The organism is Halococcus sp. PRR34 (assembly GCF_028617175.1).
Lineage (GTDB): Archaea > Halobacteriota > Halobacteria > Halobacteriales > Halococcaceae > Halococcus > Halococcus salifodinae.
Genome location: NZ_JAQJDA010000031.1, coordinates 1 through 25,338, shown reverse-complemented (window position 1 = coordinate 25,338; position 25,338 = coordinate 1). Strand labels below are relative to the sequence as shown.

General features: G+C 64.8%; 16 protein-coding genes and 2 pseudogenes. 8 read left to right on the top strand and 10 right to left on the bottom strand.

Annotated features, from left to right (window positions below; all coding sequences use genetic code 11):
• The 3 genes and pseudogenes from PHA81_RS19585 to PHA81_RS19575 form a co-directional block, all read right to left on the bottom strand.
• A pseudogene (locus tag PHA81_RS19585) lies at positions 1-464 on the bottom strand (sugar transferase); the annotation flags it as partial.
• Positions 465-819: 355 nt separating this feature from the next.
• The gene (locus PHA81_RS19580) at positions 820-3,402 is read right to left on the bottom strand and encodes a hypothetical protein (protein ID WP_273838438.1); all 2,583 of its coding nucleotides are present in this window, start codon (positions 3,400-3,402) and stop codon (positions 820-822) included.
• An 87-nt stretch (positions 3,403-3,489) separates the two neighbouring features.
• Complete coding sequence (locus PHA81_RS19575) at positions 3,490-3,786, bottom strand: hypothetical protein (protein WP_005044275.1); 297 nt, start codon at positions 3,784-3,786, stop codon at positions 3,490-3,492.
• A 238-nt stretch (positions 3,787-4,024) separates the two neighbouring features.
• On the opposite strand from PHA81_RS19575, the gene PHA81_RS19570 reads away from it, so the two are divergent.
• Entirely contained in the window at positions 4,025-4,948 is a 924-nt protein-coding gene (locus tag PHA81_RS19570; RefSeq protein ID WP_005044272.1) for an alpha/beta hydrolase, read from the top strand.
• A 116-nt stretch (positions 4,949-5,064) separates the two neighbouring features.
• Positions 5,065-6,375 (top strand): hypothetical protein, encoded by a 1,311-nt coding sequence (locus PHA81_RS19565; RefSeq protein ID WP_273838435.1) that lies wholly within the window; start codon positions 5,065-5,067, stop codon positions 6,373-6,375.
• Between the two features lie 40 nt (positions 6,376-6,415).
• On the opposite strand, the gene PHA81_RS19560 is transcribed toward PHA81_RS19565, so the two are convergent.
• The gene (locus PHA81_RS19560; protein WP_273838433.1) at positions 6,416-8,191 is read right to left on the bottom strand and encodes a CRTAC1 family protein; all 1,776 of its coding nucleotides are present in this window, start codon (positions 8,189-8,191) and stop codon (positions 6,416-6,418) included.
• Between the two features lie 121 nt (positions 8,192-8,312).
• Between PHA81_RS19560 and PHA81_RS19555 the strand changes: the two genes are divergently transcribed.
• Positions 8,313-9,350 (top strand): lysylphosphatidylglycerol synthase transmembrane domain-containing protein, encoded by a 1,038-nt coding sequence (locus PHA81_RS19555; RefSeq protein WP_273838431.1) that lies wholly within the window; start codon positions 8,313-8,315, stop codon positions 9,348-9,350.
• Here PHA81_RS19555 and PHA81_RS19550 read toward each other — a convergent pair.
• The 3 genes from PHA81_RS19550 to PHA81_RS19540 all read right to left on the bottom strand — a co-directional run bounded on the left by PHA81_RS19550 (position 9,347) and on the right by PHA81_RS19540 (position 13,691).
• Positions 9,347-10,597, bottom strand: a complete 1,251-nt coding sequence (locus PHA81_RS19550; protein ID WP_273838429.1) for a sulfatase-like hydrolase/transferase — start codon at positions 10,595-10,597, stop codon at positions 9,347-9,349. The genes PHA81_RS19555 and PHA81_RS19550 overlap by 4 nt on opposite strands.
• Positions 10,598-10,942: 345 nt before the next feature.
• Entirely contained in the window at positions 10,943-11,857 is a 915-nt protein-coding gene (locus tag PHA81_RS19545) for a hypothetical protein (RefSeq protein WP_005044264.1), read from the bottom strand.
• Positions 11,858-12,476: 619 nt separating this feature from the next.
• The gene (locus PHA81_RS19540) at positions 12,477-13,691 is read right to left on the bottom strand and encodes a proteasome-activating nucleotidase (RefSeq protein ID WP_273838427.1); all 1,215 of its coding nucleotides are present in this window, start codon (positions 13,689-13,691) and stop codon (positions 12,477-12,479) included.
• A 224-nt stretch (positions 13,692-13,915) separates the two neighbouring features.
• Here PHA81_RS19540 and PHA81_RS19535 point away from each other — a divergent pair, with 224 nt between their 5' ends.
• The 4 genes from PHA81_RS19535 to PHA81_RS19520 all read left to right on the top strand — a co-directional run bounded on the left by PHA81_RS19535 (position 13,916) and on the right by PHA81_RS19520 (position 21,415).
• The gene (locus PHA81_RS19535) at positions 13,916-15,127 is read left to right on the top strand and encodes a metallophosphoesterase (RefSeq protein WP_273838425.1); all 1,212 of its coding nucleotides are present in this window, start codon (positions 13,916-13,918) and stop codon (positions 15,125-15,127) included.
• 4 nt (positions 15,128-15,131) lie between these two features.
• Entirely contained in the window at positions 15,132-17,894 is a 2,763-nt protein-coding gene (locus tag PHA81_RS19530) for an AAA family ATPase (protein WP_273838423.1), read from the top strand.
• 176 nt (positions 17,895-18,070) lie between these two features.
• Positions 18,071-19,375, top strand: coding sequence for a DNA double-strand break repair nuclease NurA (locus PHA81_RS19525; protein ID WP_273838422.1), 1,305 nt, complete (start codon positions 18,071-18,073; stop codon positions 19,373-19,375).
• Positions 19,376-19,543: 168 nt separating this feature from the next.
• A complete protein-coding gene (locus PHA81_RS19520) occupies positions 19,544-21,415 on the top strand; it encodes a DUF87 domain-containing protein (RefSeq protein ID WP_273838420.1) in 1,872 nt (623 codons plus the stop codon).
• A 55-nt stretch (positions 21,416-21,470) separates the two neighbouring features.
• Here PHA81_RS19520 and PHA81_RS19515 read toward each other — a convergent pair.
• The 3 genes and pseudogenes from PHA81_RS19515 to PHA81_RS19505 all read right to left on the bottom strand — a co-directional run.
• Positions 21,471-21,692: pseudogene (locus tag PHA81_RS19515) on the bottom strand (hypothetical protein); the annotation flags it as partial.
• A 54-nt stretch (positions 21,693-21,746) separates the two neighbouring features.
• Positions 21,747-22,088, bottom strand: a complete 342-nt coding sequence (locus PHA81_RS19510) for a hypothetical protein (RefSeq protein WP_273838418.1) — start codon at positions 22,086-22,088, stop codon at positions 21,747-21,749.
• A gap of 44 nt (positions 22,089-22,132) precedes the next feature.
• Complete coding sequence (locus PHA81_RS19505) at positions 22,133-22,315, bottom strand: hypothetical protein (RefSeq protein ID WP_005044249.1); 183 nt, start codon at positions 22,313-22,315, stop codon at positions 22,133-22,135.
• 139 nt (positions 22,316-22,454) lie between these two features.
• Here PHA81_RS19505 and PHA81_RS19500 point away from each other — a divergent pair, with 139 nt between their 5' ends.
• Positions 22,455-25,226, top strand: coding sequence for a DNA-directed DNA polymerase (locus PHA81_RS19500; RefSeq protein WP_273838416.1), 2,772 nt, complete (start codon positions 22,455-22,457; stop codon positions 25,224-25,226).
• The last annotated feature ends 112 nt before the right edge of the window (positions 25,227-25,338 follow it).

Genomic DNA, 25,338 nt, shown 5'->3' with positions numbered 1-25,338 from the left:
GCGGTGTGATCGTCGCCGACCAGCACTGCGCGGTGGCTCCCGGCGACGGGGCGGCGACGGATCAGGACGAACCACGCGGGGAGCCAAATCCCAAGCAGCACCGCCATCATCACGAGCGTCGTTCGCGGGAGCCGGTAGGTGTAATCGAGGTAGCCGACCGCAGCGAGCGCGAGCGACGCGGCAAACAGCCGACGGACAGTGAGCGAGATGGTGTCGAGGATCCGGCGGGGCCGGGGCTTGAATAGCGGCCCGAGTGCGACGAACACCACGACGAGGGCGGTGGCTGCGGCCACGGTCAACGCCCCGTCAGTGAGTGTCGTGGGCACGAGCCGGCCCGAGACGGGGAGCGACGTCAGGAGCTGCTGGGCGAACGGGTGGTTGGCTACCACGATCGCGCCCACGACGAGCACGGCGGTCCCGAGGGTGCTCGCGACGCGATACCGCAGCCCTGTGGTAAGCCCCATGGATGCGACCGATCACTCTAACCGACCGAATCGGCGGGCATAAGCATTGTGGAAGGTCTCGTACGAACGACGATACGGTTTCGGGTACTGTGGCTCTCGACTGATACTGTCGTCACAGATTCAGCTATCTCTCGTCGATAGCGCCCCAACGAACGTCTTCCGGACACGGCGATACTACGGGACGGGTCTTGAAGCGCCGATTTAACCCAGACTCCGTCGAACTCCGTCGAACTCCCTCGCGTGGCGATCAACGGTTCTGGTCGTAAGCTACCACCGAGAACGACAGCCAGTATCGACTGCTACCCCTCCGACCACTCGCCGGCCCGACGCCACCGAGGGTGATCGGCAACTGCTGTTACGGCAGACGGCCGAACGACGGCAGTGCGTCCTGCTTTTTCGACGCCTGTGTCGGGTTCGCGAGCACCGAGCCGTTGCGATAGACGGTGGCATCGCCGTCGATATCGAGGCTCTGGATCTCGCCGAGGTAGGCGAAGCTGTCACGACCACCCTCGCCGACCTGGCCGGAAACGGTCCGGCCGTTAACGGAATCGTTGGGATCGGCCGCACCCATGACGGCGCTTTTGACGACGCCGTCGGAGGCGGTGAACTCGAACTCGGCGTGAGTGTCACTCTCGACAGAAAGAGTGTTGGGAAGGAACTCGGCGGGATCGACGTTCTCGCCGTTGTAGTAGAGGTTCGCGCCGCCGTCGAGAACCAGTTTAGTGATCTCACCGCCGATGGCGAAGCTGTCTCGACCGCTGCCACCGACCTGGCCGGTCGCGGTCGCCCCGTCGATGGTGTCGTTCGGATCGATCGTCGCTCCGTCCATCGTGGTGGCTTTGTCCAAGCTCTCGCTCGCCGCGAGCTCGTAGTCCGCCCCCGGTGCGCCCTCGATCGTCAGGACGTTCGATCCACCGGAGCCACCCGATCCGAGTTCGTCGGGATCGATCGCGTCACCGTTGCGGTAGACGGTAGCGTCGCCGTCGATGTCGAGGCTCTGGATGTCGCCGAGGTAGGCGAAGCTGTCGCGACCACCCTCGCCGACCTGGCCGGAGACGGTCCGGCCGGAGACGGAGTCGTTGGGGTCGGCCGCACCCATGACGGCGCTTTTGACGACGCCGTCGGAGGCGGTGAACTCGAACTCGGCGTGAGTGTCACTCTCGACAGAAAGAGTGTTGGGAAGGAACTCGGCGGGATCGACGTTCTCGCCGTTGTAGTAGAGGTTCGCGCCGCCGTCGAGAACCAGTTTAGTGATCTCACCGCCGATGGCGAAGCTGTCTCGACCGCTGCCACCGACCTGGCCGGTCGCGGTCGCCCCGTCGATGGTGTCGTTCGGATCGATCGTCGCTCCGTCCATCGTGGTGGCTTTGTCCAAGCTCTCGCTCGCCGCGAGCTCGTAGTCCGCCCCCGGTGCGCCCTCGATCGTCAGGACGTCCGCGTCCGGACCCGGTTCCGACGATTCTGGTTGTGGTTCGGGCTCTGGCTGCGGCTGGGATGGCGACGCACCGCTCGGAGCCGGGCAGGTGCCGCTATCGCCGATCCCGCTGACGGCGACCGATGCGTTCTCGCGGACGACTGACTCGCCCGTCACGTCGATCGTTCCGTTCCGGAGGACACAGTCGTCCGAATCGACCACTGTGACACCATTCCGATCGGCTCCTGAAACCTGGAGGCAACACCCTTCGATCACCGATCCGGAGCGCTGGCGCAGCTCGATTGCCGATGTCCCGCCCGCACTTCCGGTGACGCTGACGTTCCGCAGCGTGCCGTCGTACGGTGTACCGGTGTTGTAGGCTCCGCCGGTCGGATCCTTCGCGAGCACACCGCGAACGCCGTCGACATCGACCTTGATACGGGTGTTCCGAACGTCGAACCGCCCGATATCGCCTGACGCGACCACTCCGCCACCGGAGTGGGAGGCGTCGGCAATCGTAATGTCACAGTTTCGGACCTCCGGTCCGGCGGTGTCGAGCGAGCCGACCTCGAAGCGGACCCCGCGTCCGTTGAGCATCTGCCCCGGATTGGGGCTGCTACTCGCCCCAGCGTCGACCTCGATGGTCGCTCCATCGACGTAGCTCCCCTCGCTGCCGATCCGGACCTGTGAGATGTCGTTGTTCCTGAAGGTTCCGCCTTCGACACGGACGACACCGTAGGTTCGACTGCAGTAGAGGCCGTTGTTCGGGACTCCCTCGATGTGACAACCCCGGAGTGTGATGGTTCCCCTGGTGCTCATCCCGATCCAGACGCCGACGCGTCCTTCACCGCGGTTGTACGCTCCCATCAGACCGGCGTCGTTCACCGTCACGTTCTCGACGACACCGGTGCCGTCCGCCGAACGAACGATGGGCGAGAGCGCGTTCGTGACCGCCGGGTTCCCGCCGCCCTCGCTGCGCGGTTCGCTGTCGAAGTGGATACCCTGGCCGATGTACTCGACGTCGTGAATTTGGAGATCGTCGGCCGCCCCGAGATGGAGTCCCGGCGTCGCTCCGTGGGCTCGCTGATCGATGTCGATGTTCTCGAACAGTAGCCCGGTTCCACGGTCGGCGACGAGCAGTTTCTCGTTGTACCCATCGGGAACCGCGAAGCGAACGTCACCCTCGCCGCGGAACCCCAGGTTCGTGGTGTCGAGCACGACGTTCTTCTCGGTGAACTTGTAGGTTCCAGCCGGGAACTTCAGGAGCGTGTAGTCGTCGGCCGCCGCTCGCAACTGCTCGTCACACGGCTCCGTGCCGGTCGGATCGCAGCCGGCGTCCTCGACCATGTTTACGGTTCGTTTGAACCGGATCCCCCGGTGTTCCGCGGCGCTCGCCGATCCCGAAAACAGCGCGGCTGAACCGGCGGCGATCCCCGCGGCTTTCAGACACGAACGCCGATCGATGGCGAAGTCGCTTCCCGTCTCGCTACCCCTCCGGCCGCATCCGCTATCATTGCGTGGCATCAGTGTTTCGCTGGTTGGTTGTTTCGCAAAAACCCCTCCGAGACTTGCGGACTGCATCCGTCCCCCTCGAAGCGGTCCGAACGGTCGCTAGACCTTCCCCTCCGTTTCGAGGAAGAACAGGGTTCGCTCGCCCTTCGCGGTGAGCCCGTACACGCGCTCGTCGTCGGTAACGAGGAGTTCGACGAGTTCACGTTCCCGGAGCTCCGCCGCTGCGTCCTTTGCGCTGGCGGCACTGACGGATCGCTCGGCAGCGATCTCGTCGGGGGCCGCGGGTCCCTCGACCAGCCGTTCGAGCACGGCGACGCGCGCCGCCGATCCCGTCACGAACTCGCTGGCGTTTTCCTCTGTCGTGGCCTCGGCTTCGATGGTTGGCGTTTCTGGCATGTCGTATCTCCGTCCACTTTCGCGTAGATTAACTGAACAACACTATATAAATAATTCGTCATAGAGATTAACGATTGAGATCCATCGTCTTCAACACACGATACAGCAGCGATCGCTTTTCGACATCGGTTCGTCGGAGGATGTATGCCCCCTCTCATAATCGTTGTGGCCGTTCGCCGGTCGCTGCCGGTCGGAGACCATCATCACGTATAAACCGTGGTTGCCCGTTGGCATCCACATGAAGCTTCGCGCCGCCGTCGGTGCCCTCGCTGGCGCGGGATTCGTCGCCGTGACCAATCGTGCATTGACCGGTCGTGCGGGCGTGCTCGATCACGCGCTTGCCGGTACCCAGCACACGTACCGCTGGCGCGGGTTCGATATCACCTACACCGAGGCGGGCGATCCGGACGACCCCGACTGTCTGCTCCTCCACGGAATCAACGCTGCCGGATCGAGCCGGGAGTTCGAGCGGGTCTTCGAGGAGCTCGCTGCCGAGTACCACGTGATCGCGCCCGATCTTCCGGGGTTCGGACGCTCGGATCGGCCGCCTCTCGTGTACTCCGCGTCGCTCTACACCACGTTCGTGACCGAGTTCGCCAGCGATCTGACCGAGGACGCGATCTGTGTCGCGTCGTCGCTATCAGGTGCGTATGCCGCGACCGCCGCCGAGGACGCCGGCTTCACCGAACTCGTCCTCGTCTGTCCGACCGCCGAAACGATGCCCGAGCGCCGGGTGTGGCTCCGCTCGCTGCTCCGTGCGCCGTTCGTGGGCGAGGCGCTGTTCAACCTCCTCACCAGCAAACCCTCGCTCCGGTACTTCGAGCGCGATCACGCCATCGCCGATCCGTCGATCCTCACCGAGGAGTACATCGACTATCGCTGGCGGACGACCCACCAGCCGGGCGCGCGGTTCGCTCCCGCCTCGTTCGTGAGCGGGTTTCTCGATCCCGACGTCGATCTCGACGATCGACTCGCCGCACTCGACATCCCCTCGACGATCGTCTGGGGCCGCGACGCCGATCTCCCCGGACTCGAACGCGGTCGAGAGATCGCCGACGCCGCCGACGCCCGATTGGTGGTGTTCGACGACGCCAAACTCCTCCCGCACGTCGAACGGTCGGCGGCGTTCGTCGATACGCTCGCCGAAACGCTCCCGGCGTAGCGCCATCGCCGGCCGAGACTGCCAGCCGGCCGCGGTCGTCCCGACAATCGCGACCGCTGTTGGCGAATTTGTCACACGACGACACAGCTTTCCGTTCCGACACCGTTGGCCCGGCCGTGCCATCGGATCCTCCCCAGCCGATCGATCGCCGTGCGTTCGTGAAAAGCGCGGTGGCGATCGGTGGCGCGAGCGCGCTGTCGGCGTGTCTCGATATGGAGGCGAACGCCGATTCGTCGAGTGAGCCCGAGTTTCCCCACGGCCCCGAGGACCTCGCGTCGCTCCCCGAGCGACAGCACGCGTGGAACGAATTCCTCGTCACGGATGCCAACGGCGACACCGTTCTCCCGCGCCACCAGGTGCTGCTCTCGCTTTCGTACACCGGGTCGGTGCCGCCGACGAACGACGAGCGCGAGACCGTCGAGAGCGCTTTTTCGACCGTGGAACGAGCCTTCGAGCGCGGCACCGGCGGCGAAGCCGGCGCGACGTTCAACGACGGCCTCCTGTTCATGTTCGGGTACGCGCCCGCGTACTTCGCCCGGTTCGACGCGTCGCTGCCTGACGACATCGATCTTCCGACGCCGACGGCCGTGCTCGACGAACTCGACGAGCCGACCGACCGTGCCGACGACGCCGACGCACTCTTGACCCTGAACAGCGACTACGGCTCGATCCCGCTCGCGGTCGAGGAGGCGCTGTTCGGCGATCGGGGGGCGCTCAACGGGATCGAGATGGAGGCGGGGATCGGCGACGTGTTCTCGGTGGTCGATCGCCGTACCGGCGTCGTCGGGCGGGGACTGCCCGCCGAGAAGATCGATCACGACGCGATCGACGACGATGCCCCGCTCTCGATGGGGTACAAGTCGGGCTATCAGGACACCAACCCCGCCGAGGATCGCGTGACCGTTCGAGAAGGACCGTTCGCCGGCGGCACCACCCAGCTCTCCTCGCGGCTGGGGATCGACCTCGACGCGTGGTACGACCTCGACGCCGACGCCCGCGTAACTCAGATGTTCAGCACCGCACACACCACGGAGGAAGTCGGCGAAACCGGCGAGAACCTCGGCGGTCGGAGCGGCGTCACCGAGGAGATGGCCGAGGATCTGGAGGGCGAGGCCGACGACCACGGACGGCTGGGCCACGCACAGAAGACTGCACGGGCGCGCGACGACGACTTCGACCCCCAGATCCTCCGGCGGTCGGAGGGGGTCGGGACGTCGCCCGATCACGACGCCGGGATGAACTTCAACTCGATCCAGCGCGGGATGGAGAGCTTCATCGAGGCGCGCAAAGCGATGGACGATCTCGGCGGCGCGGACGCCCACCACAGTGGAATCGTCGACTTCCTCGACGTCGAACGCCGGGCGACCTACCTGATCCCGCCGCGCTCGTTGCGGGCGCTGCCGGGGCCGCGACCCGATCGGGAGTGACGCTCAGCGGTACGACCGTCAGTAGCAGACGCGAGGATCCTCAGCCCGTGGCGTTCCGATAGCTGGCGTGGTCGGCGATGCCGCCTGGCGTCACCACGATTCGCTGTCCTGCCGAGACGTTTTCGAGGACGCGCTCCGTGCCGTCGGGCCACACCACCCGAAGTTCAGATACCGACTCGCTCTCACCGATCCCGAAGTGGAGGAAGCGGGTGTCCTGGGACTGATAGTCGGCTTTTGCGGTGTTCACCCGGAGCTGGGTGTCGTTACCAGCGGTGGCGGACACTCGCGCGCCGAGCGAGGTGTGGTTCAGGCTTCCCGACTGCACGCGAACCTGGAGGCTGTTGCCCTGCGAGGCGTTGTTTTGGTAGAGCCGGTGGCGATCGTCGTAGGTCGCCAGCGCGAGGTCAGCGGTCCCAGAGCGATCGTAGTCGAGATGGGCGACTCCGCGGCCGTTGGTCGATTCGAACCCGATACCGGTCGCGCTCTGGCGGTAGAAGTCGCCGTCGTGTTGGACCCACGTCATCGGGGTCGGGTACCGTGGCTCGGAGTCGTTGAATGCGATGATGGTCTGGGTGGTGTGGAACACGTCTTGTTCGCCATCGCTGTCGAAGTCGGTGATCGCGGCCGCCCAGCCCCAGCCGCCGCGGTGTAGGCCGAGACGCTCGCCGGCGTAGGTGAACCCCGCGTCGCTGGCGTTGGTGCTGTTGGCGTCGCCGACGCTGGTGCTGTTGGCGTCGCCGGCGCTGCTGGTGCTGCCGGCGTTGTTCGCTCCATCCGTCCCGTCGGTACTGTTCGTCTCGTTTGCTCCGAGCAGCACGTTGTTGCCCCGCATCCGCTTGCCGAGCCGATTCTCGACGAAGCTCTCGAACAGCTCGCGCTCCTGTTCGGACAGCGCGCTCGTGTTCTCGGGGAAGTAGATGTTGGTGACGAACAGGTCGAGTCGGCCGTCGCCATCGAGATCCGCCGTCTCGGAGGACATCCCGTTTCGATCGGTCTGCTCGCCGAGGACTCGCTTTTCGAACGTGCCATCGCCCTCGTTGTAGTAGATCGTGTCGTTGTAGTAGTCGTTGGCGACGTGGATGTCGGATCGGCCGTCGCCGTTGAGGTCGACAAAGCTGGTCGCGAGGCTCCAGTGTGCCCCTTCGATCCCGGCATCGGTGGCGCGCTCGAACCCGCTGCTTCCGTTCGTGGCGTCCGCGCAGGTCCCGCGGTAGAGCAGGTTCGGGTTGCCGTTGTCCTGCTCGATGAGCGTGGTCGGCGCGTTCCACGCGCTCGGGGTGGTGCTCTCCCAGTCGCCGTACTGGGCGACGAAGAGGTCGGGACAGCCGTCGCCGGTGTAGTCGCCGGCGCTTGCACTCACCGGGATCGCGAGCTCGTCGTCGAGTCCCACGTCGGCTCGGTGGAACTCGCCCTCGCGGTTTTCGAGGAAGACCGGTGTGGCGTTCCGCCGGAGCACGAGGAGGTCCTGCCAGCCGTCGACGTCACGATCGAAGAAGAGCGCGCTCTGGACGTGGCCCGGTATCGTGGGGAGTGCCTCCGATCGCTCGAACGCGCCGCCGGTGTTGTGGAACAGCGTGGGGTCGTCACCGCCGATGGCGAGGAGATCGGTCTGGAGATCGTTGTCGTAGTCCGCGGCGTAGACGCTGTCGTTGCCGTTGCCGAGGCCCGAATCCGTCGTCTCGTAGTCGAGACCGGCGTCGTCGGCCGTGGCGAACGAGAGCGCAGTGTCCGAGGGAGCTCCGCCCGTCGCCCCGCCGAGACAGCCCGCGAGCACCACGGCAGCGACGAGAACGATCGGTCGGAACCCCTCGCGCATACGCCACGGTTGGGGGTCGACGGGATAAGTATATCGCCGACCCGGTCTCGGAACGAAGGACGATCCCCGAGTCACGGAGCGGTTCCGCCGGGTTCAAGCGCTCCCCCCGTGTGGGACTGATATGCGTCGCGGAAAGCTCTCGTCGGTGCTCGTCGGGTTCGCCGCCGCCGGTGTCGTGTTCGCCGCGCTGTTCTGGTTCGTCGGCGTCGAGGACGTGCTCGCGGCGCTCGCGCGCGCCAGTCTCCCGCTCGTCGGTGTCGTCGCCGCGACGATCGTGGCGTGGCTCCTCGCGTGGGGGCTCGCTCTTCGGTGTATCCTCGCGGCGCTCGGCGTCGATCTCTCGTCGTTCGATTCGGTGCTCGTCACCGCCGCTGCGGCGTTCATCAACCACGTGGTGCCGTTCGGCCAGGCGAGCAGCGAGCCAGTCACGGCGTGGCTGCTGACCGACATCTCCGACACGGAGTTCGAGACCGCGCTCGCCTCCATCGCGAGCCTCGACGCGCTCAACTTCGTTCCCTCGCTGTCCTTTGCGGTCGTCGGGGTCGGCTACTACGCCACTGCGGTCGCGCTCAGCGACGGCCTCGCAGTGTTGGTCGCCAGCGTGATCGTGGCGGCGGTCGGTCTTCCCCTCCTCGCCGCGCTTGCGTGGCGGCGGCGCGTCGCGCTCCAGCGCCGGCTCGTGAGCGGCCTGACGCCGGTGATCCGGCGGATCTCGGGCGTGCTTCCAGGTGATCCCCTCGAACCGGACGAAATCGCAACCCGGATCGGGAACTTCGTCGAGGCGGTCGAGCGCGTCGCGGGCGATCGGCGGCGGGTGGCGGCCGCGCTCGCCTTTTCGGCGACCGGCTGGGCGTGCCAGGCGCTCGGGCTCTGGGTCGCGCTGCTCGCTGTCGGCGCGTCGGTGCCGATCTACATCCCGTTTTTCGTCGTCCCGATCGGGACCACCGCGAGCATCGTCCCGACACCCGGCGGGCTCGGCGGGATCGAGACGGTCAACATCACCCTCCTGGTGCTCGTGACGAGCGTGAGCCCGACGATCGCGACCGCGGCGGTGACGATTCACAGCGTCGGCGGGTTCTTCCTGACCAACAGCCTGGGAGCCGCCGCGGCGGCGACGATCAAGATCCGTGGTGCGTCGATCGTGGGCCGGCCAGCTTAGAGATAGCCGAGATCTCGAAGCCGGGCGTCGATGTCGAGTCGTTCGGCGTCGCCGAGCTCTTCGGTTGGAAGGTGACGTTGCAGCCGCGCCGCGAGCCGGTCGGCCTCGATCGAGGCGAGTTCCTGGGGATCGGCGTCGAGATCGTAGCATTCCGCGGACCACTCGCGGTCGGGATACTCGATGTACTTCGCGCCGTCGTGACGGATCGCGCGCGCCCAGTTACGCGTGCGGTGGAGTGACGCACCGCACGCTCGAATGTACGCTGGCCGGTCGGTGACGTCGTCCGCCGGCAGGAGCGCGTCGCCGTCCATTTCGGCGTCCGTTCCGGCATCGACATCGATGTCGAGCGCCGCGAGCAGCGTCGGGAGAACGTCGATTTGGCGGGTTTGAGCGGTGATCGTCGCGGGGTCGATTCCCGGGCCGGCGAGGAGGAAGGGAACGTTGGTCGTGAAGTCGAAAACGTTCTCGCCGTGGCCGTTTTCGAGGAAGTGGTCATCGATGTCGGGGCCGAGCCCGTCGAGCGCACGGTTCAGTCGGCCGACCACGGTGCGGGTGTCGACGCCGCCGTAGTATCGGATGGCGTCGCGGACGCTCTTTCCGAGGAGCCGCAGCGGGTTGTGGCGGTGGGTGATGCTCTCGCCGTGGTCGCCGTGGATCGCGACGAGGGTGTTCTCGGGGAGCGTCTCGACCAGATCACGGAGTTCCCGATCGAGCGCGCTGAGTGCGCGGGTGTAGTCGGTGTCGCCGTAGGCCGGCTCGTCGTACGCGGCTGGCACGTCGATGTCCTCGTGGAGCTCCCAGCAGTGGACGAACGCCGCGAACGGTTCCGACAGCGATGCGAGGCGGTCGTGGGCAGTCTCGCGCCAGTCGCCGAACAGCGACTCGTCCTCTTCGCGGTGGCGGTAGACGTCGAACCCGCGATCAAGGCCGGTCTCGGCGACCAGCGGCCCGGTGGCGAGGGCTTCGGTGTGCCAGCCGTGCTCGGCGAGGATTCCGGGGAGCGTCGGGACCTCGGGATCGAGCCGGCCGTGCTGGAGCGAGTGGACGCCGTTGCGCTCGGAGTACGAGCCCGTCAGGAGGCTCGCGACCGCGGGCGTGGTCGTGGTTGCGGTCGCAAACAGCTGCTCGCAGGCGAGTCCCGATGCTCTGAAATCGTCGAAAAACGGTGTGTCGGACGCGCTCGACGCGAGACAGTCCTCGCGGAGACAGTCGACACAGAGCACGAGGAGGTTCGGTTTCGAGGGCACGGCTACTGTCCGAGGTGGCGCTCCCGTCGGTCAAGGACTTTCCGGAGTCGGGTCAGTGGTCGGTGGGTCAGGAGGTGGGTGCTTCAGGGGGATTTCGCTCTCCTGGTGGATGAAGGGCGAGGCCCGTAGGGCCGAGGGCTTCGGCGGTGCTGTGTGGTACGGTTGCGGTCGCGGAGAGTGTCAGCGATTCCACCGCGATCGAGGCCGCAGGCCGAGCGAGCGGGAGTTTTTCATGTCCTCGTGAGCGAAGCGAACGAGGGCTCGGAGCGGCTTCGCCGCTCCGGTGAACGTTTTTGCAAGGGGTTGAGCGCCCGAAGGGCGCGAACCCCCGCAGTAAAAAGGTTCTCAGGCGTAGCCAAGCGACTTGAGCCGTGCGGCGGTCGTGCCGCTGGTCGCGGTGGCGTCGTACTGGGCGGGTTCGTGGACCCGGCGATCGGTCGCGGTGGTTTTACACCACGGCACTTCTCGGAGGCAGGGGAGCGCGACGCCCTCGGCGTGGCCGTACAGTCCCGCCTCGCCAACCGCGTTGCCGTGGTCCGCCGTCACGACCACCCGGTCGGCGTCGACGTGATCGAGCAGGAGCTGCACCTCGCCGAGCACGTATTCGAGGTTCGCGCGATAGCTCTCCCAGACCTCGCTCTCGGTCCGCTGGCCGAAGCGAAGCTCCTCCCAGACCGACATCGATTCGTCGCCGAACTCGTCGAGGGTGACGCCCGTATCGCGGTCGCCGTCGGGGATCGAGGGGAAGTGTGGCTGCATGTAGTGAACGACCATCCGATCGAACGAGCGCTCGCGGCCGACGGCGATGGTGCGGTCGGTCAGCGGTCGTGCGGGGATCGTTCCCAGTTCGTCGTCCCACGCGTACCGCCAGACTTCGTCGACGAGGCCGAACGACTCCTCGTCGAGGTGGGATTCGGAGTAGGGGTTGCCCGTGATGTACGCCGTATCGCGGAGGTCGTCGGGGTCGGCGTCGCCGAAGACGCCTTCGATCCACTCGGTCGAGGTGCTGCCGGCCGAGATGCGGGATTCGCCGCCGTAGAGGCCCTCGTAGCTGCCGTCGGCCACGACTTCGTCGAAGAGATCGGCCCGGCAGGCGTCGAGCACGATCAGGAGGTCCCAGTCCTCGGCGTAGACGGGATCGGGATCGACGGAGGGGACCGTTCCGAAGTACGCCCGCGAAAGAAACTCCCGGATGACGTCGGGCCCACCGTGGCGGAGGTTGCGGTAGGCGTCGGCGACGTGCCGGCCGAGTCTGCGCATGACATATACCGGGGATCAGCGTGGGTATAAAGATTAATACTTGCTTGTGTGAGATGTTGACGGAGCCTGCCGCTAAATACGGCCCAATTTCGACCTCGATACGCCGTGTACGGCCACCACGCGCCTCAGTTCTACCGACCACAGCTTCCGTCGGAATGACCCCGACTCCGACGAATCGTGCTGCGGACGTTGTGGTATTACGGTGCGGACCTGGTGGATGAAGGGCGAGTAAGCGAAGCGAACGAGGGCTTCGGCGGTGCGGTTGCGGTCGGCGGTTGCGTGGCGGTTGCGGTCGGCGGTTGCGTGGCGGTTGCGGTCGGCGGTTGCGTGGCGGTTGCGGTCGGCGGTTGCGGTCGGCGGTTGCGTGGCGGTGCGGTTGCGGTCGCGGAGAGCGCCAGTGTTCTCACCGCGAGCGCCCGCTGGGCGCTCGCGGGAGTTTTTCATCAACGTTTTTGCGAGTAGAGAGGTTCCGAAGGAACCTCTTACAGCCGGCGCTTCGCGCCGGCGATAGCGAGGGACGCTTCGCGTCCCTCGTACCGTGCGAACGGGTGCTTCGCACCCGTGAGCAGAGAGTGGTGGCCGACCGGAGGGAGGCCACCCGACGACGTAAAAAGGTTGTTTAGGCGAAGGTTTTGGTCACGTCGCCGGTCGCCTCCTCGTCGGCCTCGATCTTCTCCCACGCCTCGTCGAAGTCGGTCATCCGGACCTCGGTGCGCTCGTCGCGGATGGCGAACATCCCGGCCTCGGTACAGACCGCCTTGATGTCCGCGCCGCTGGCGTCGGTCGCGTCCGCCGCGAGCTCCGAGAACTCGACGTCGGCGGCGAGGTTCATCTCCTGGGTGTGGATCGCGAAGATCTTCTCGCGGCCCTCGGCGTCGGGTTTGGGAACCTCGATGAGCCGGTCGAACCGGCCAGGCCGGAGGATGGCGCGGTCGAGCATGTCGAAGCGATTGGTGGCGGCGATGATCCGGATCTCGCCGCGCTCCTCGAACCCGTCCATCTCGGAGAGGAGCTGCATCATTGTGCGCTGGACCTCGGCGTCGCCCGACGTTTTGGAGTCGGTGCGTTTGGAGGCGATCGCGTCGATCTCGTCGATGAAAATCACCGCGGGCTCGTGTTCACGGGCGACCTCGAAGAGGTCCCGGACGAGCTTCGCGCCCTCACCGATGAACTTGTGAACGAGCTCCGAGCCCGCCATCTTGATGAACGTCGCGTCGGTCTGGTTCGCGACCGCCTTCGCGAGCATCGTTTTGCCCGTGCCGGGTGGCCCGTGGAGCAGCACACCCGATGGCGGCTGGATGCCGACGTCGTCGAACATCTCGGGGCTTTCGAGCGGGAGCTCGACGGTCTCCCGCACTTCGTTCATCTGTTCCGCGAGGCCGCCGATATCGTCGTAGTCGACACCGGGACTCTCCTCGACTTCCATCACCCGCGCCCGGACGTCGGTCTCGTCCGAGAGGTCGGTGACCACGGAAAGGGAGTTGTTGACCGCGACACGGGAGCCCGGTTCGAGCTTCTCGTGGAGCTCGTCGGTGACCTCGGTGAGCGCCTCCTGGTTGTTGCCGTGCTGTTTGATGATGATGCCGTCCTCGGCGACTTCCTGGACTGTGGCGACGAACAGCGGCGACTGCTTCAGCTTCTTGTTCTCGTGGTTGAGCCGTTCGAGCTTCTGCTGGTACTTGTTGTTCTCGGCGTTCGCATCCAGTAGCTTGTCGCGCATCTCCTCGTTCTGGGCGTCGAGGATGTCGATGCGGTCTTCGAGCGAATCGATCTTCTCCTGGTGTGAGGCGTCTGTATCGTACGGTTGCTCCACGTCGTCCACCGTATCGGTCATTGCCAGCGATAGGGCGCTGGTTCATAAGAGACTTCGGGTAGCGTCACTGGCGGAACGACGCCGAAACCGGTTGATTCCGTGCTTCGGTCGCTGTGTGAACGATTTCGCATCCTCAGTTGACGAGAGGCCCACTCGATTAGTCGTCATGGTCGGGGTGAACCGCTGTCGCGTCCGTGCGCTTTTGTATAACACCCACCTGTTGGTCACAAACGGTCTTCCTTACAATGACGACACTGCTCCACGTAAGCGATACACATCTCGGAAACCGCCAGTATCGAAGCGACGTTCGTCGAGGGGATTTCGCGGACGGATTCGACGCGGCTATCGACATCGCGACCGAGGAAGCAGTCGACGCGGTCATCCACACGGGTGATTTGTTCGACGACCCATCCCCGAGCGTCCCGACGGTCAACCGCTGCCTCGATGCCGTCCGTCGCCTCGCCGAGGCCGAGATCCCCTTCTACGCCATCGTCGGCAACCACGAGCGAAAGCGCGAGGAGCAGTGGATGGACATCGTCAAACGGTTCGGCAACACCGGTCGTCTCACGAAAACGCCCACCGTCGTAACCGACCCCGACGGCGACGATCCCGTCTCGCTGTACGGCATCGACGCCGTCCGATCCCCCGAGTGGGAAACCGCCGATTTCACTCTCGATACCTGTCCCGACGATCACGCATCCGTGCTCTGCATGCACGAACTGCTCGAACCGCTCGTTCCGCCCCACCGTGGCGATCCGTACGACCTCGAATCGGACGTCCTCGATCGGTTGAACTTCCTTCCCGATGGGCTCGCACTGGGCGACTTCCACTCGACGTGTCAGACCGAAAAACGGGGCGTGACGGCGTTCTACCCCGGGGCAACCGAACGGTGTTCGGTCGCCGAGACCGGTACTCCGAGTGTCTATCTCATCGAGATCGAAGACGGGGATCTCACACTCACGACACGAACCATCGAGAGTGCGGGCCGCGAAAACGTTCCTCGGGAGTTCGCCGTCGTGAACGTGGCGTTCGAAGCGGGGCACGGGATCGAATTCGTCGAGGAACGAGTGCTCGAGGAGGCCGGCACGAACGCCCTCGAAGAGTTGGTGGTCGTCGTCCGCCTCCGGGGAGCCGACGTTTCCGTCACCGCGAGCGACGTCCACGATCTGCTCGCCGACTACGACGTCGCCGTTCCTCACGTCACCGACAAACGAGTCGCCGAGGCGGAGTTCGACTTCGAGTTCGACGAGAGCGACACCGAGGCGGACATCGATCGACTGCTCGACGGCGCGGTCGACGAGCTCGATCTCTCGGCGATCACTACCGGAGCCGACGATCTCGTCCGCTCTCCCGAGTGGGAGGACGTCGACACGGACGACATCCGCGAGGAGATGAACGCCCGCATCCGGACGGCGCAGACCGAGGCGTTCGGCGAGGCCACCATCGAGGAGCGATAGCGCCGTGACGCTCGTGTTCAAGCGGCTCCGGCTGGAGAACATCCGGAGCTACGACGATCAAACGGTGCCGTTCGAGCGGGGCGAAAACCTCATCTTCGGCGCGAACGGCGCGGGCAAGTCGACCATCCTCCAGGGAGTGTTCGGCGGGCTGTTCCAGACTGCGATCAAGTACCAGGTCGGCTCGGACTTCGATCTCCCCGATCTCGTTCGCAAGCAGGCCGACGAGGGACGCCTCGTTCTCACGTTCGAGGCGGGCGGCGAGGAGTACACCGTCGACTGGCGGGTCGAGAAGACCTACGACGACGGCGAGGTCGACGGCGCGAAGACCAAAAGCGGCTATCCGCAGCTCTCTTCTCCGGCGCTCGACGAGGACGTCTCGCAGGTCGGCACGGTACAGGAGGAGATCCGCCGTATCATCGGAATGGACGCCGAGTCGTTCGTCAACTCCGTCTACGTCCAGCAGGGCGACATCACCCGACTCATCCACGCCGACACCGAGACGCGACGCGAGATCCTCGACGGGTTGCTCGGACTCCACCACGTGGACGATCTCGTCGATCGGATGGACGCAGTGCGCCTCGAATACGGTAAGGCCGAACGCGACGCGAAAGCGAAGCGCACCGAGGCACGGAACCGACTCGACGATCTTCCCGAACAGGACGAGATCCAGGGAGCGATCGCCGACACTGCCGAGGAGATATCCGCCGAGAAGGACGACGTTGCCGCCCACGAAGGCGATCTCGAAACACTCCGAGACCGGAAATCGGACAAAGAGGACAAACTCGATCGCATCGACGACCTCGAAAGCGATCTCGAAGCGAAACGCGAGACGCTCGCGGACGCCGAAGACGACCACGAACGTCACAAGGAGTCCCTCGAAGCGGAGCAGACCGCCGCGCGGGGAGCCGAGGAGGCCCTCGACGAGAAGCACGACGCACTCGACGAACTCCGCGAGCACGACGCGACGCCCGAGGACGGCCTCAGTTCGAAGGAGGCCGCCGAGAGCACCCACGAAACCGCACAATCGGACGCCGAATCCGCTCGCGCAGCAGTGCAGTCCATCGAGGAGGGGACGCTCTCGACACTCGCCGTCGAGATCGAAACGCTCGACGAAGCGATCACCGAAACAACCGACGAGATCGACGAGATCGACGAGACTCTCGAACTCGCCGAGGAGAAGCGAGAGGCTGCTGCGAAGCGCCGTGCCGACGCCGAGGAACGCGTCGAGCGACTCGAAACCGACCTCACCGAAAAGAAAGACGGCATCGCCGATCGGGCCGGTGAACTCGATATCCCGCGCGACGCGTCGCTGCGGGCGCTCGCCCAGTCACATGTTCCCGAGAAACGCCGGACCGTCTCCGATGAGCGCGAGACCGTCCGCGAGGAGCGCGGCCGGCTCGAAACCCTCCAGGACCAGGTCGACGAACTCGCTGCCGAGAGCGAGTGTCCGGTCTGTGGGGCGAGCGAGGACGCCCACGACATCGACACCGATGCCGTCGCCGCGGAACACGACGCCGCCCTGACGCGGAAAAACGAACGGCTCTCCGAGCTGGACGACGAACGCGATCGTCTCGATTCCCTCGAACGACAGGTGACCGAAGCCATCGACCTGCGCGACGATCTCGACGACGCTCGCGAGGCGGTCTCGGACGCACAGGACGACATCGACGACGCCGAGGCGACGATCGAGGAGTGCGAGGCGGAGCTCGACTCGCTCCGCGAGGAACTCGCCGAACGGCAGGACGAGCGCAAGGAAAAGCGTGAGGAGCAGCGGACGGCCGAAACGGAGCTCGAAACCGCTCGCGAGTGCGTCGCTGACGCCGAAACCACCGAGCGGCTCGTCGGTCGGGCCGTCGACCTGTACGGGGACATCGACGACCTCGACGGACAGATCGCTCAACACGAACAGAACGTCGAGAACGTTCGTGAGCTCCGTCGCCAGGCACACGACCGCGTCCGCGACCTCGAAGCGGACGTCGACGAACTGGAAGCCGAACTCGGCGACGCCGATCCGGACGACCTCCGCGCGGAGATCGACGAAATCGAGGATCTCGCTGAGGAGATCGGCGACGAGAAAGCCGAAGCCGAAGCGCGCATCGAGGACCTCACCGGCCGGCTCGCCGAGCTCAATCAGACGAAACGCCAGCTCCAGGACGAACGCGAGCGTGCCGCGATGCTCGACGACCAGGTGACGTGGGCCGCCGAACGCCACGAAGAGGCGGCGGCAGTGATGGAGAAGTACCGCGAGGTCCGTGGAAAGCTCCGCGAGCGCAACCTCGCGAAGCTCAACCAGTACACGAACGAAATGTTCGGCGATCTCTACCAGTCCCAGTCCTATCGGGGCGTTCGGATCGACAAGAAATACAACATCCACCTGATCGCCGCCGACGGCGAACTCATCGAACCCGAACTATCGAGCGGCGGCGAGTCGACCATTCTCAATCTCGCGCTCCGGGCAGGCGTCTACCGCATCATCGCCCAACGCGACGGCGTCGCCGGATCGGCGCTGCCGCCGTTCATCCTCGACGAGCCGACGACGTACCTCGACGACGACCACGTCGGCGAACTCCAGACGATGATCGAGACCATCAGCGACTGGAACGTGCCCCAGGTGCTCGTCGTGAGCCACGACGAGACCCTCATCGAGAACAGCGATCACACCATCTTCGTCGAGAAAGACCCCGCGACCGAGACCAGCCGTGTTCGGGCGAGCAACGCGTCGCCCTCCCCACCACCGAATGAAGAGGCCGAGGCTGCGGACGACTGAGACTCGCTCCGCACGCCTGATTCGTCGACCGGTGCTTGTGCACCCATCGATCGTCGCCGTTCCGGCACGGTGCGGCCGTTTTCGGCTCGGGAAGGTTTTTGAACCGACGTGTCGAAACGACCCTCATCCGAAATGAGACGAGACGACGCCTGCGATCTCCGCGTCGGTGATAGCGGATGACGGGAATGGAAACCTACTCGACGTTCGAGGAGATGTTCGACGAACTCGACAGAGCCGTCGGCGAGTTCGCGGACCAGCAGACCACGACGGCAGCCGACGCCATCGCTGAGTTTACACGCGACGGCGGGAACGTCACGACCCTCACCGAGGAGGCGTTCGCCGTCACCCACGAACCAACGAGCGAACTCGCCGAGTGGGACGACCCGTGGCCCGTCACCTACGGTATCGATGGCTCCACGACCCGCTCGCTTCGGTTCCACAACGGTCTCATCGCTGGCGCGAGCGCCGCAAAGCTCGGCGTTTCCGGCGAGAGCGACAACACCGATCTCGCCCGCCGCACTACGACGACGCTCATCGCATATCTCAACGCCGATGGATTTTCATTGGGCGGCGCGCGCAGTGCTGGTCTCGATACTCCCGAAGACATCGACGCTCACCTTTTCTCGTTCCCGTCATGTGAGCGTACGAACCGCATCGAAGACTATGTCGTCGGTGTCTCACGGACATTCGCTGAGGGAAAACACGCTCGCGAACTCGCTGACGAACTCGATGGACCGTTGTTCATCGATGGGCCACTGTATCCCAGTCCTGCATTCCAATGGATGCTGTTCGGCCAGGTAGAAGGCGGACCGCGGGGCATGGCCGAAATCTGGCCGGAGATGGTCGGCGACATCCTCCAGAACTACGTTTCGACCATCGAGACGATGTACGAGAACGATCTCCCCGTCATCGGGATCGTCAAGACGGGCCGTTCGTCGGTCGCACTAACCGCTCTCGAAGACAAGATTCGGAACACCGATATCGATGGATTGGAACTGCCGCTCCCGTGGTCGAGCGACACCCAACTGTTCAGCAACGCTCTCCACACCGAAGCCGATCTCTACGGCGACCGCGGTCACCTCATCAGCTACACACCGTGGCTGTTCCAGACCGAACAGACCGCCCACGGCGAGTCGGTCATCCCGTTTGGATCGTTCGATGGCGTATCGCTCCGGTACGGCGATCCACAGGAATATCAGCGTGCGTTCTTCTACGCCAGGTGTCCGCGATCGGGGACCGTGATGCGCGTCGAAACGCCGTATATGTTCGCCCGAAACGATCGATTCCGCGAGCGGATCCAGCGAAAGGCACTCGTCGAACTCGCTCAACAACAAAACGAGCCGCGGGCGATCACGTTCGCCGACGAGAACGCCCGCATCACGAGAAATGACCGCAAGAACCTCCTCAACGTCATTCAAAACGTTGCTCCGGTTGCAGAACGCGAGGTACAGCGGGGGCAAGATCGCTTCGAGAGCGAGTAACTCCAGCCGATCCTGATCGTCCACCGTCGAACAGAACTCCACACGATTCGCTCGGCCTATCGACAATCGTGCTGATTATACTCTGGCAAGTGTATTACTAGACTGGAGACGGACTTTGGGTGAAGTTTTAACAGGAGTTGCGCCGAACCGACTCGGTAGTAACTCCATATGAGCGAGACGAGCGTGGACGAGATCAAAGCGAGACGGAGTAGCGGCGGCGACGAGACCGACACGACCGTTGAGATACCGGCCCCGTTCGGTGTGGACGAGGGTCGGCGCGTCGGCCACGTCACCGCCCAGGACGAACCCATCGTAGTCGATCGCGAGGAGTCCTGCGTTCGCGTGTTCGTCGACTCGGATACCCGCGAGAGCGTTCGGCTCGGCGACTATCTTCGGGTTCCGTACCCCGCCGGTCCCGGTGCGGACCACTCGACGGCGATGCTGGTCGGCGTGATCGCGAGGCTCGAATACGAGACCGTCGCCGACATCACCGACAAGCGCGACGGTGGCTACCACAACCCGCCAGGCGAGCAGTCGTTCGCGTACGTCGCGCGGATCGATCCGATTAGCACCGTGGAGTTCGATCCTGACGACGCCACTGATGCGGACGATGCGAACGACGCGGACGAGCTGCTTCGCCAGGCCACCGTGGACAAGCCACCGAAACCGGGAGCCGACGCGTATCTCGTCGAAAACGAGGCGTTCCTCCGGACTGCACTCCGGATCCCCCACGAGGGGGCGTTCGTCGGGCACATGGCCGTCAGCGGCGATCGCATCCCGAGCGAGGACGACCCGCTGCCGTACTACCTCTTCAACCCGAACGCGACCGACGAGAACGAGGACGCTGGCGAGCCGACGGTGTTCCGCCACCTCCAGGTCGCCGGCTCGACCGGCCAGGGCAAGACCCACGCCTCGAAGAACGTTCTTCGACAGCTCGCGACCGAGAAACGTTACACGATCGAGGTACCGCCGGAAGAGCGCGAAGCGGCGACAACCGACATCCAGGACGAACGCGTTCGGGGGCTCAACGCCACCGTGATCGATCCGGAGGGCGAGTACGTCGAGATGGGCGACGATCCCGACGACGCCGACTACGGCCAGGCGCTCCGTGACCGGCTCGACAATCAGGGTGTCCGTCACGGCGGCATCGACGACGATCCGAACGTCGACTTCGAGATATTCGTCCCGTACATCGAGGACACGAACATCGACCACAACGACGCCGAGGCCTTCGGTATCCCGTTCGAACTGGTTCGCACCAACCGACAGTTGCTGTACTCGTCGAAACCACCCGAACGGACGCGCTCCGCGATCAACGACGTCATCTCGCGCTACTTCCGACAGGAAAAGGGCACCCCAACGTACGACGCGTTTTCGACCTACGCCGAGACGATGCTCGCCGACGACAACGACGCCATCACCGAGATGGATTCGGTGAAAATCGCAGCAAGGGAGCGTATCGTGGACAAGTACGAGTACAACCGGATCTTCGATCACGGTACGCAGTCGCTGACTGACCTTACCCAGCGGATGTTCTCTCCTTCGCAGGTGACGGTCATCCCGACCGACCATCTCCGTGGTCAAACCGACCGGATCGTCGTGTCCTGTCTCCTCGCACACATCGTCGGCAACAAGGTCGGGAGCAACGTCGACTACCCCCACATCAAGGGGACGCCACTGCTCCTCGCGCTCGACGAGGCTCACGAGTATCTCACCGGTGGAGGAGACGATCCGCGAGAGAACTACCTCGTTAGCAACTTCCAGCAGGCCGCAAAGCGCGGCCGCAAGGACAAGTTCGGGCTCTACATCATCACGCAGACGCCCCAGGACATCAACGACGACGTCCGAAAGCAGATGAACACCCGGATCTATCTCGGTCTCGAACGCGACGTCGTCGATAGCCACGACGTGTACGTTCCCGACGAGTTCGAGGACGCGGTGACCCAGTTCAACAAGGGACAGATGGTGGTCAAACAGCCGAACGTCCGTCCGGTCGAGATCGCCGGACTGCCGGTCTGCCTGACGCGGCACACGAACTGACGCTTCGAGAAGCGTTTAGGGCGTCGATTTCGATGACCCGGACCCCGGAAAGAGGCTACACTTCTTGGCTTCGTTCGAGTTCCTTCCGAGCGCGCTCGGTGGTTCGATACCCGCGCTCGCCGGCCACCTCCGCTTCCGCGAGCAACCCCGCTGCCCGGAGCTCCGCACACAGTCCGTGGAGATCGCTCTCGCAGAGATCGTACCGCGACAGCAGCGTCCGCACCGCGAACGGCCCGTTGGCGTCGATCTCGCGCAGCAGCGCGAGCGCGCGGTCGTTCCGGGTAGTGTCCATACGGGCAGTGTCCATACTCGTTCTACCGGCCACGGTCGGTTAGCGGTTTTGATACCGTCGGTACTGCCGATAGCCGTTCGCGAACGCCACGAGTCCGATCGCGACGCCGAGCCCCGCGAGCCGCCACCGACCCTGGAAGAACCCGAACAGCAGGCCGAGGGTCGCTGCGATCGCGCCGATCTTGAGCGCGAAGACGCTCCCCCAGAACGCCCGGAGAAGTGCCGGCGACGCGTCGGCGTCCGACGTATCGGGGATCGAAACCGACGGATCGTCGGGCCCGAGCTCCGCATCGAGTGCCCCGACGTCGAACCCGAGATCCGTCCCCGGCAGCGAGTCGCCGGCGTCGTCCAGTGTCGAATCGCCCGGCGAGTCGTCTGACACGCCCGGAGTACCGGGTCCGCCGCGCAAAAGGATTCCGTACCGGTTCAGATCTGGTCTGCGAGCCGGAGCGCGTGGCCCGCTTCGAGCCACGCGAGCGGATTCGCCGCGTCGTAGAACACGACGCCGTCGTCGATCTCGTAGCGTTCGGTGGTTTCGAGGCCGGCCGGCGGCGACGGTTCGGCGGCCGTCCGTGCGGGCGGGTCGGGCCGATCGGTAGCGTTTGACATACTGTATCGCGGTACCATGTACCAAGTAATAGTGTTTGCGGATTCGGCCGACGTTGCCCGGCGACCGAAACGGCAAGCCAGGCCGGGGTTCGACGCGACGACCGCGGGGATTTTTACCGGCGGGGGCGAACCACACTCCATGACTGAGGAGGGGACCACGCAGGCGACGCTCGGCGACAGCGTCGCACCGGGCGGGAGCGATCGGTCGGCAGCGGCGACGGCAGCCCGAGCGGTCGCTGGCGACGGCGGGGCGAACGCCGAGATCACCGACCCCGCCGCACGGCGTTACCCCGACGCCGATAGTACTGTGGAGATCGCGGTGACCCAGGTCGACTACACCATCGAGGGCAGCGGCGACGAGGAAACGCCGATCATCCACGTCTTCGGCCGCACGGCGGACGACGAGGTCGAACACGTCCGCGTTCACGGGTTTCGGCCCTATTTCTACGCGCCGACCGCATCGCTCGACGAGGACGACGACCGGCTCGATCACGATCGAATCACCGGTTGGGAGGAGTCGGCCGTCGAGGGCGACGCCTACGAGAGCATTCGTGGCGAGTCACTCACCAAGATCTTCGGCCAGACCCCGCGCGACGTCGGCCAGATTCGGGATCGGTTCGATCACTACGAGGCCGACGTGCTGTTCCCGAACCGGTTCCTGATCGACACGGACGTGACGAGCGGTCTTCGGATCCCCGAACGACGGGCGACGGACGACGCGCTCGTCGTTCCCCTCGACGAGGTCGAACCGATCGAGATGCAAGCCGAAGCCCGGGTCTGCACCTTCGACATCGAGGTCGACGACCGCTCGGGGTTCCCCGAGGACGGCGAGGAGACCATCGTCTGCCTGTCGAGTCACGACTCCGCCCGCGACGAGTACGCCGTCTGGCTCTACGAAGCGCCTGGCGGCGAGATGGGGCCCGAGGAGCTCGCGGGGTACGAGGCGATCGACGGCGGCAGCGGCGACAGCAGCGAGAGTGGCAGCGAGGACGACGAGATCGACGCCGACGTGTACCGATACGACACCGAGGAGGCGATGCTCGCGGCGTTTCTCGACTACATCGAGGACACCGATCCGGACGTCATGACCGGCTGGAACTTCACCGATTTCGACGCGCCGTACTTCATCGACCGGCTCGAAGAACTCGGGGGCGCGGGCTGTGAGGAACACGACCTCGACCCCGATCGCCTCTCACGGGTGAACGAGGTCTGGCGATCGGACTGGCAGGGGCCGAACGTCAAAGGACGGGTGGTGTTCGATCTGCTGTACGCCTACCAGCGCACCCAGTTCACCGAGCTCGACTCCTATCGGTTGGACGCCGTGGGTGAGGTCGAACTCGACGCCGGCAAGGAACGCTATCCGGGCGACATCGGCGACCTCTGGGAGGACGACCCCGAACGACTCCTCGAATACAACCTCCGGGACGTGGAGCTCTGTGTCGAGATCGACCGCCAGCAGGGCGTGATCCCGTTCTGGCAGGAAGTCGCCACCTTCGTGGGCTGCAAGCTCGAGGACGCCACCACACCCGGCGACGCCGTCGACATGTACGTGCTCCACGAGGCCCACGGGAAGTTCGCGCTCCCCTCGAAGGGCCAGCAGGAGACCGAGGACTTCGAGGGCGGTGCAGTGTTCGATCCCATCACCGGCGTGAAGGAGATGGTCTCGGTGCTCGACCTCAAATCCCTCTACCCGATGTCGATGGTGACGATCAACGCCTCGCCCGAAACCCAGGTCGATCCCGATACTTACGACGGCGAGACCTACCAGACACCCACTGGAATCCACTTCCGGAAGGAACCCGACGGGATGATCCGGGAGATGGTGGACGAGCTCCTCACCGAGCGCGAGGAGAAGAAAGCTCGTCGCGACGATCACTCCCCTGGCACCGGCGAGTACCAGCGATTCGACCGCCAGCAGCAGGCCGTGAAGGTCATCATGAACAGCCTCTACGGCGTGTTCGGCTGGGATCGCTTCCGACTCTACGACCGGGCGATGAGTGCAGGCGTGACCTCCACCAACCGGGAGGTCATCTCATTCACCGAGCGCGCCGCGAACGAGATGGACTACGAGGTGACGTACGGAGATACTGACAGTGTGATGACAGAGCTTGGTGCCGACCTCACGAAAGAGGCAGCCATCGAGCAGGCCTTCGATATCGAGGACCACATCAACGAAGCGTACGACGAATTTGCGCGAGACACACTCAACGCCGACGACCACCGTTTCCAGATCGAGTTCGAGAAGCTCTACCGACGGTTTTTCCAGGCCGGCAAGAAGAAACGCTACGCCGGCCACATCATCTGGAAGGAGGGCAAAGACGTCGACGACGTCGATATCACGGGCTTCGAGTACAAGCGTTCGGACATCGCACCGATCACCAAACGCGTCCAGCGCGAGGTGATCGAGCGGATCGTCCACGGCGAGGACCTCGACGAGGTCGAAACCTACGTCCACGACGTGATCGAAGAGTTCAGCGCGGAGGGCTCCGTTCCGCTCGACGAGATCGGCATTCCGGGTGGGATCGGCAAGCGTCTCGACGACTACGACACCGACACCGCCCAGGTCCGCGGTGCGAAGTACGCGAACCTCCTCCTCGGGACGAACTTCCAGCGCGGCAGCAAACCCAAACGGCTCTATCTCGATCGTATCCATCCGGACTTCTTCGAGGATGTCGACGAGTCGACGTTCAGCCCCGAAGAACAGGCCCTCTACACCGAGTTCCGGCGCACGCCCGACGTGATCTGTTTCGAGTACGAAGACCAGATTCCCGACGAGTTCGAGGTCGACTGGGAGAAGATGCTTGAAAAAACACTTCAGGGACCGATCGCGCGCGTCATCGAGGCGGTCGGCGTCTCGTGGCAGGAGGTCAAATCCGGCCAGACCCAGACCGGGCTCCAAAGTTTCACCTGAACCTGTTTACTGCGGGGTGGTTCGAAAATCGCGAAGCGATTTTCGTCAGTGCAAGAAATCTTCGATTTCTTGCTTGCAATCAGAACGCTTCGCGTTCTGATGACATCACGAG

Coding starts and splice junctions, on each gene's coding strand:
- PHA81_RS19570 (WP_005044272.1), top strand. CDS start 4,025: ATGAAGCTTCGCGCCGCCGTCGGTGCCCTCGCTGGCGCGGGATTCGTC.
- PHA81_RS19555 (WP_273838431.1), top strand. CDS start 8,313: ATGCGTCGCGGAAAGCTCTCGTCGGTGCTCGTCGGGTTCGCCGCCGCC.
- PHA81_RS19545 (WP_005044264.1), bottom strand. CDS start 11,857: ATGCGCAGACTCGGCCGGCACGTCGCCGACGCCTACCGCAACCTCCGC.
- PHA81_RS19520 (WP_273838420.1), top strand. CDS start 19,544: ATGAGCGAGACGAGCGTGGACGAGATCAAAGCGAGACGGAGTAGCGGC.
- PHA81_RS19540 (WP_273838427.1), bottom strand. CDS start 13,691: ATGACCGATACGGTGGACGACGTGGAGCAACCGTACGATACAGACGCC.
- PHA81_RS19500 (WP_273838416.1), top strand. CDS start 22,455: ATGACTGAGGAGGGGACCACGCAGGCGACGCTCGGCGACAGCGTCGCA.
- PHA81_RS19560 (WP_273838433.1), bottom strand. CDS start 8,191: ATGCGCGAGGGGTTCCGACCGATCGTTCTCGTCGCTGCCGTGGTGCTC.
- PHA81_RS19535 (WP_273838425.1), top strand. CDS start 13,916: ATGACGACACTGCTCCACGTAAGCGATACACATCTCGGAAACCGCCAG.
- PHA81_RS19575 (WP_005044275.1), bottom strand. CDS start 3,786: ATGCCAGAAACGCCAACCATCGAAGCCGAGGCCACGACAGAGGAAAAC.
- PHA81_RS19505 (WP_005044249.1), bottom strand. CDS start 22,315: ATGTCAAACGCTACCGATCGGCCCGACCCGCCCGCACGGACGGCCGCC.
- PHA81_RS19525 (WP_273838422.1), top strand. CDS start 18,071: ATGACGGGAATGGAAACCTACTCGACGTTCGAGGAGATGTTCGACGAA.
- PHA81_RS19580 (WP_273838438.1), bottom strand. CDS start 3,402: ATGCCACGCAATGATAGCGGATGCGGCCGGAGGGGTAGCGAGACGGGA.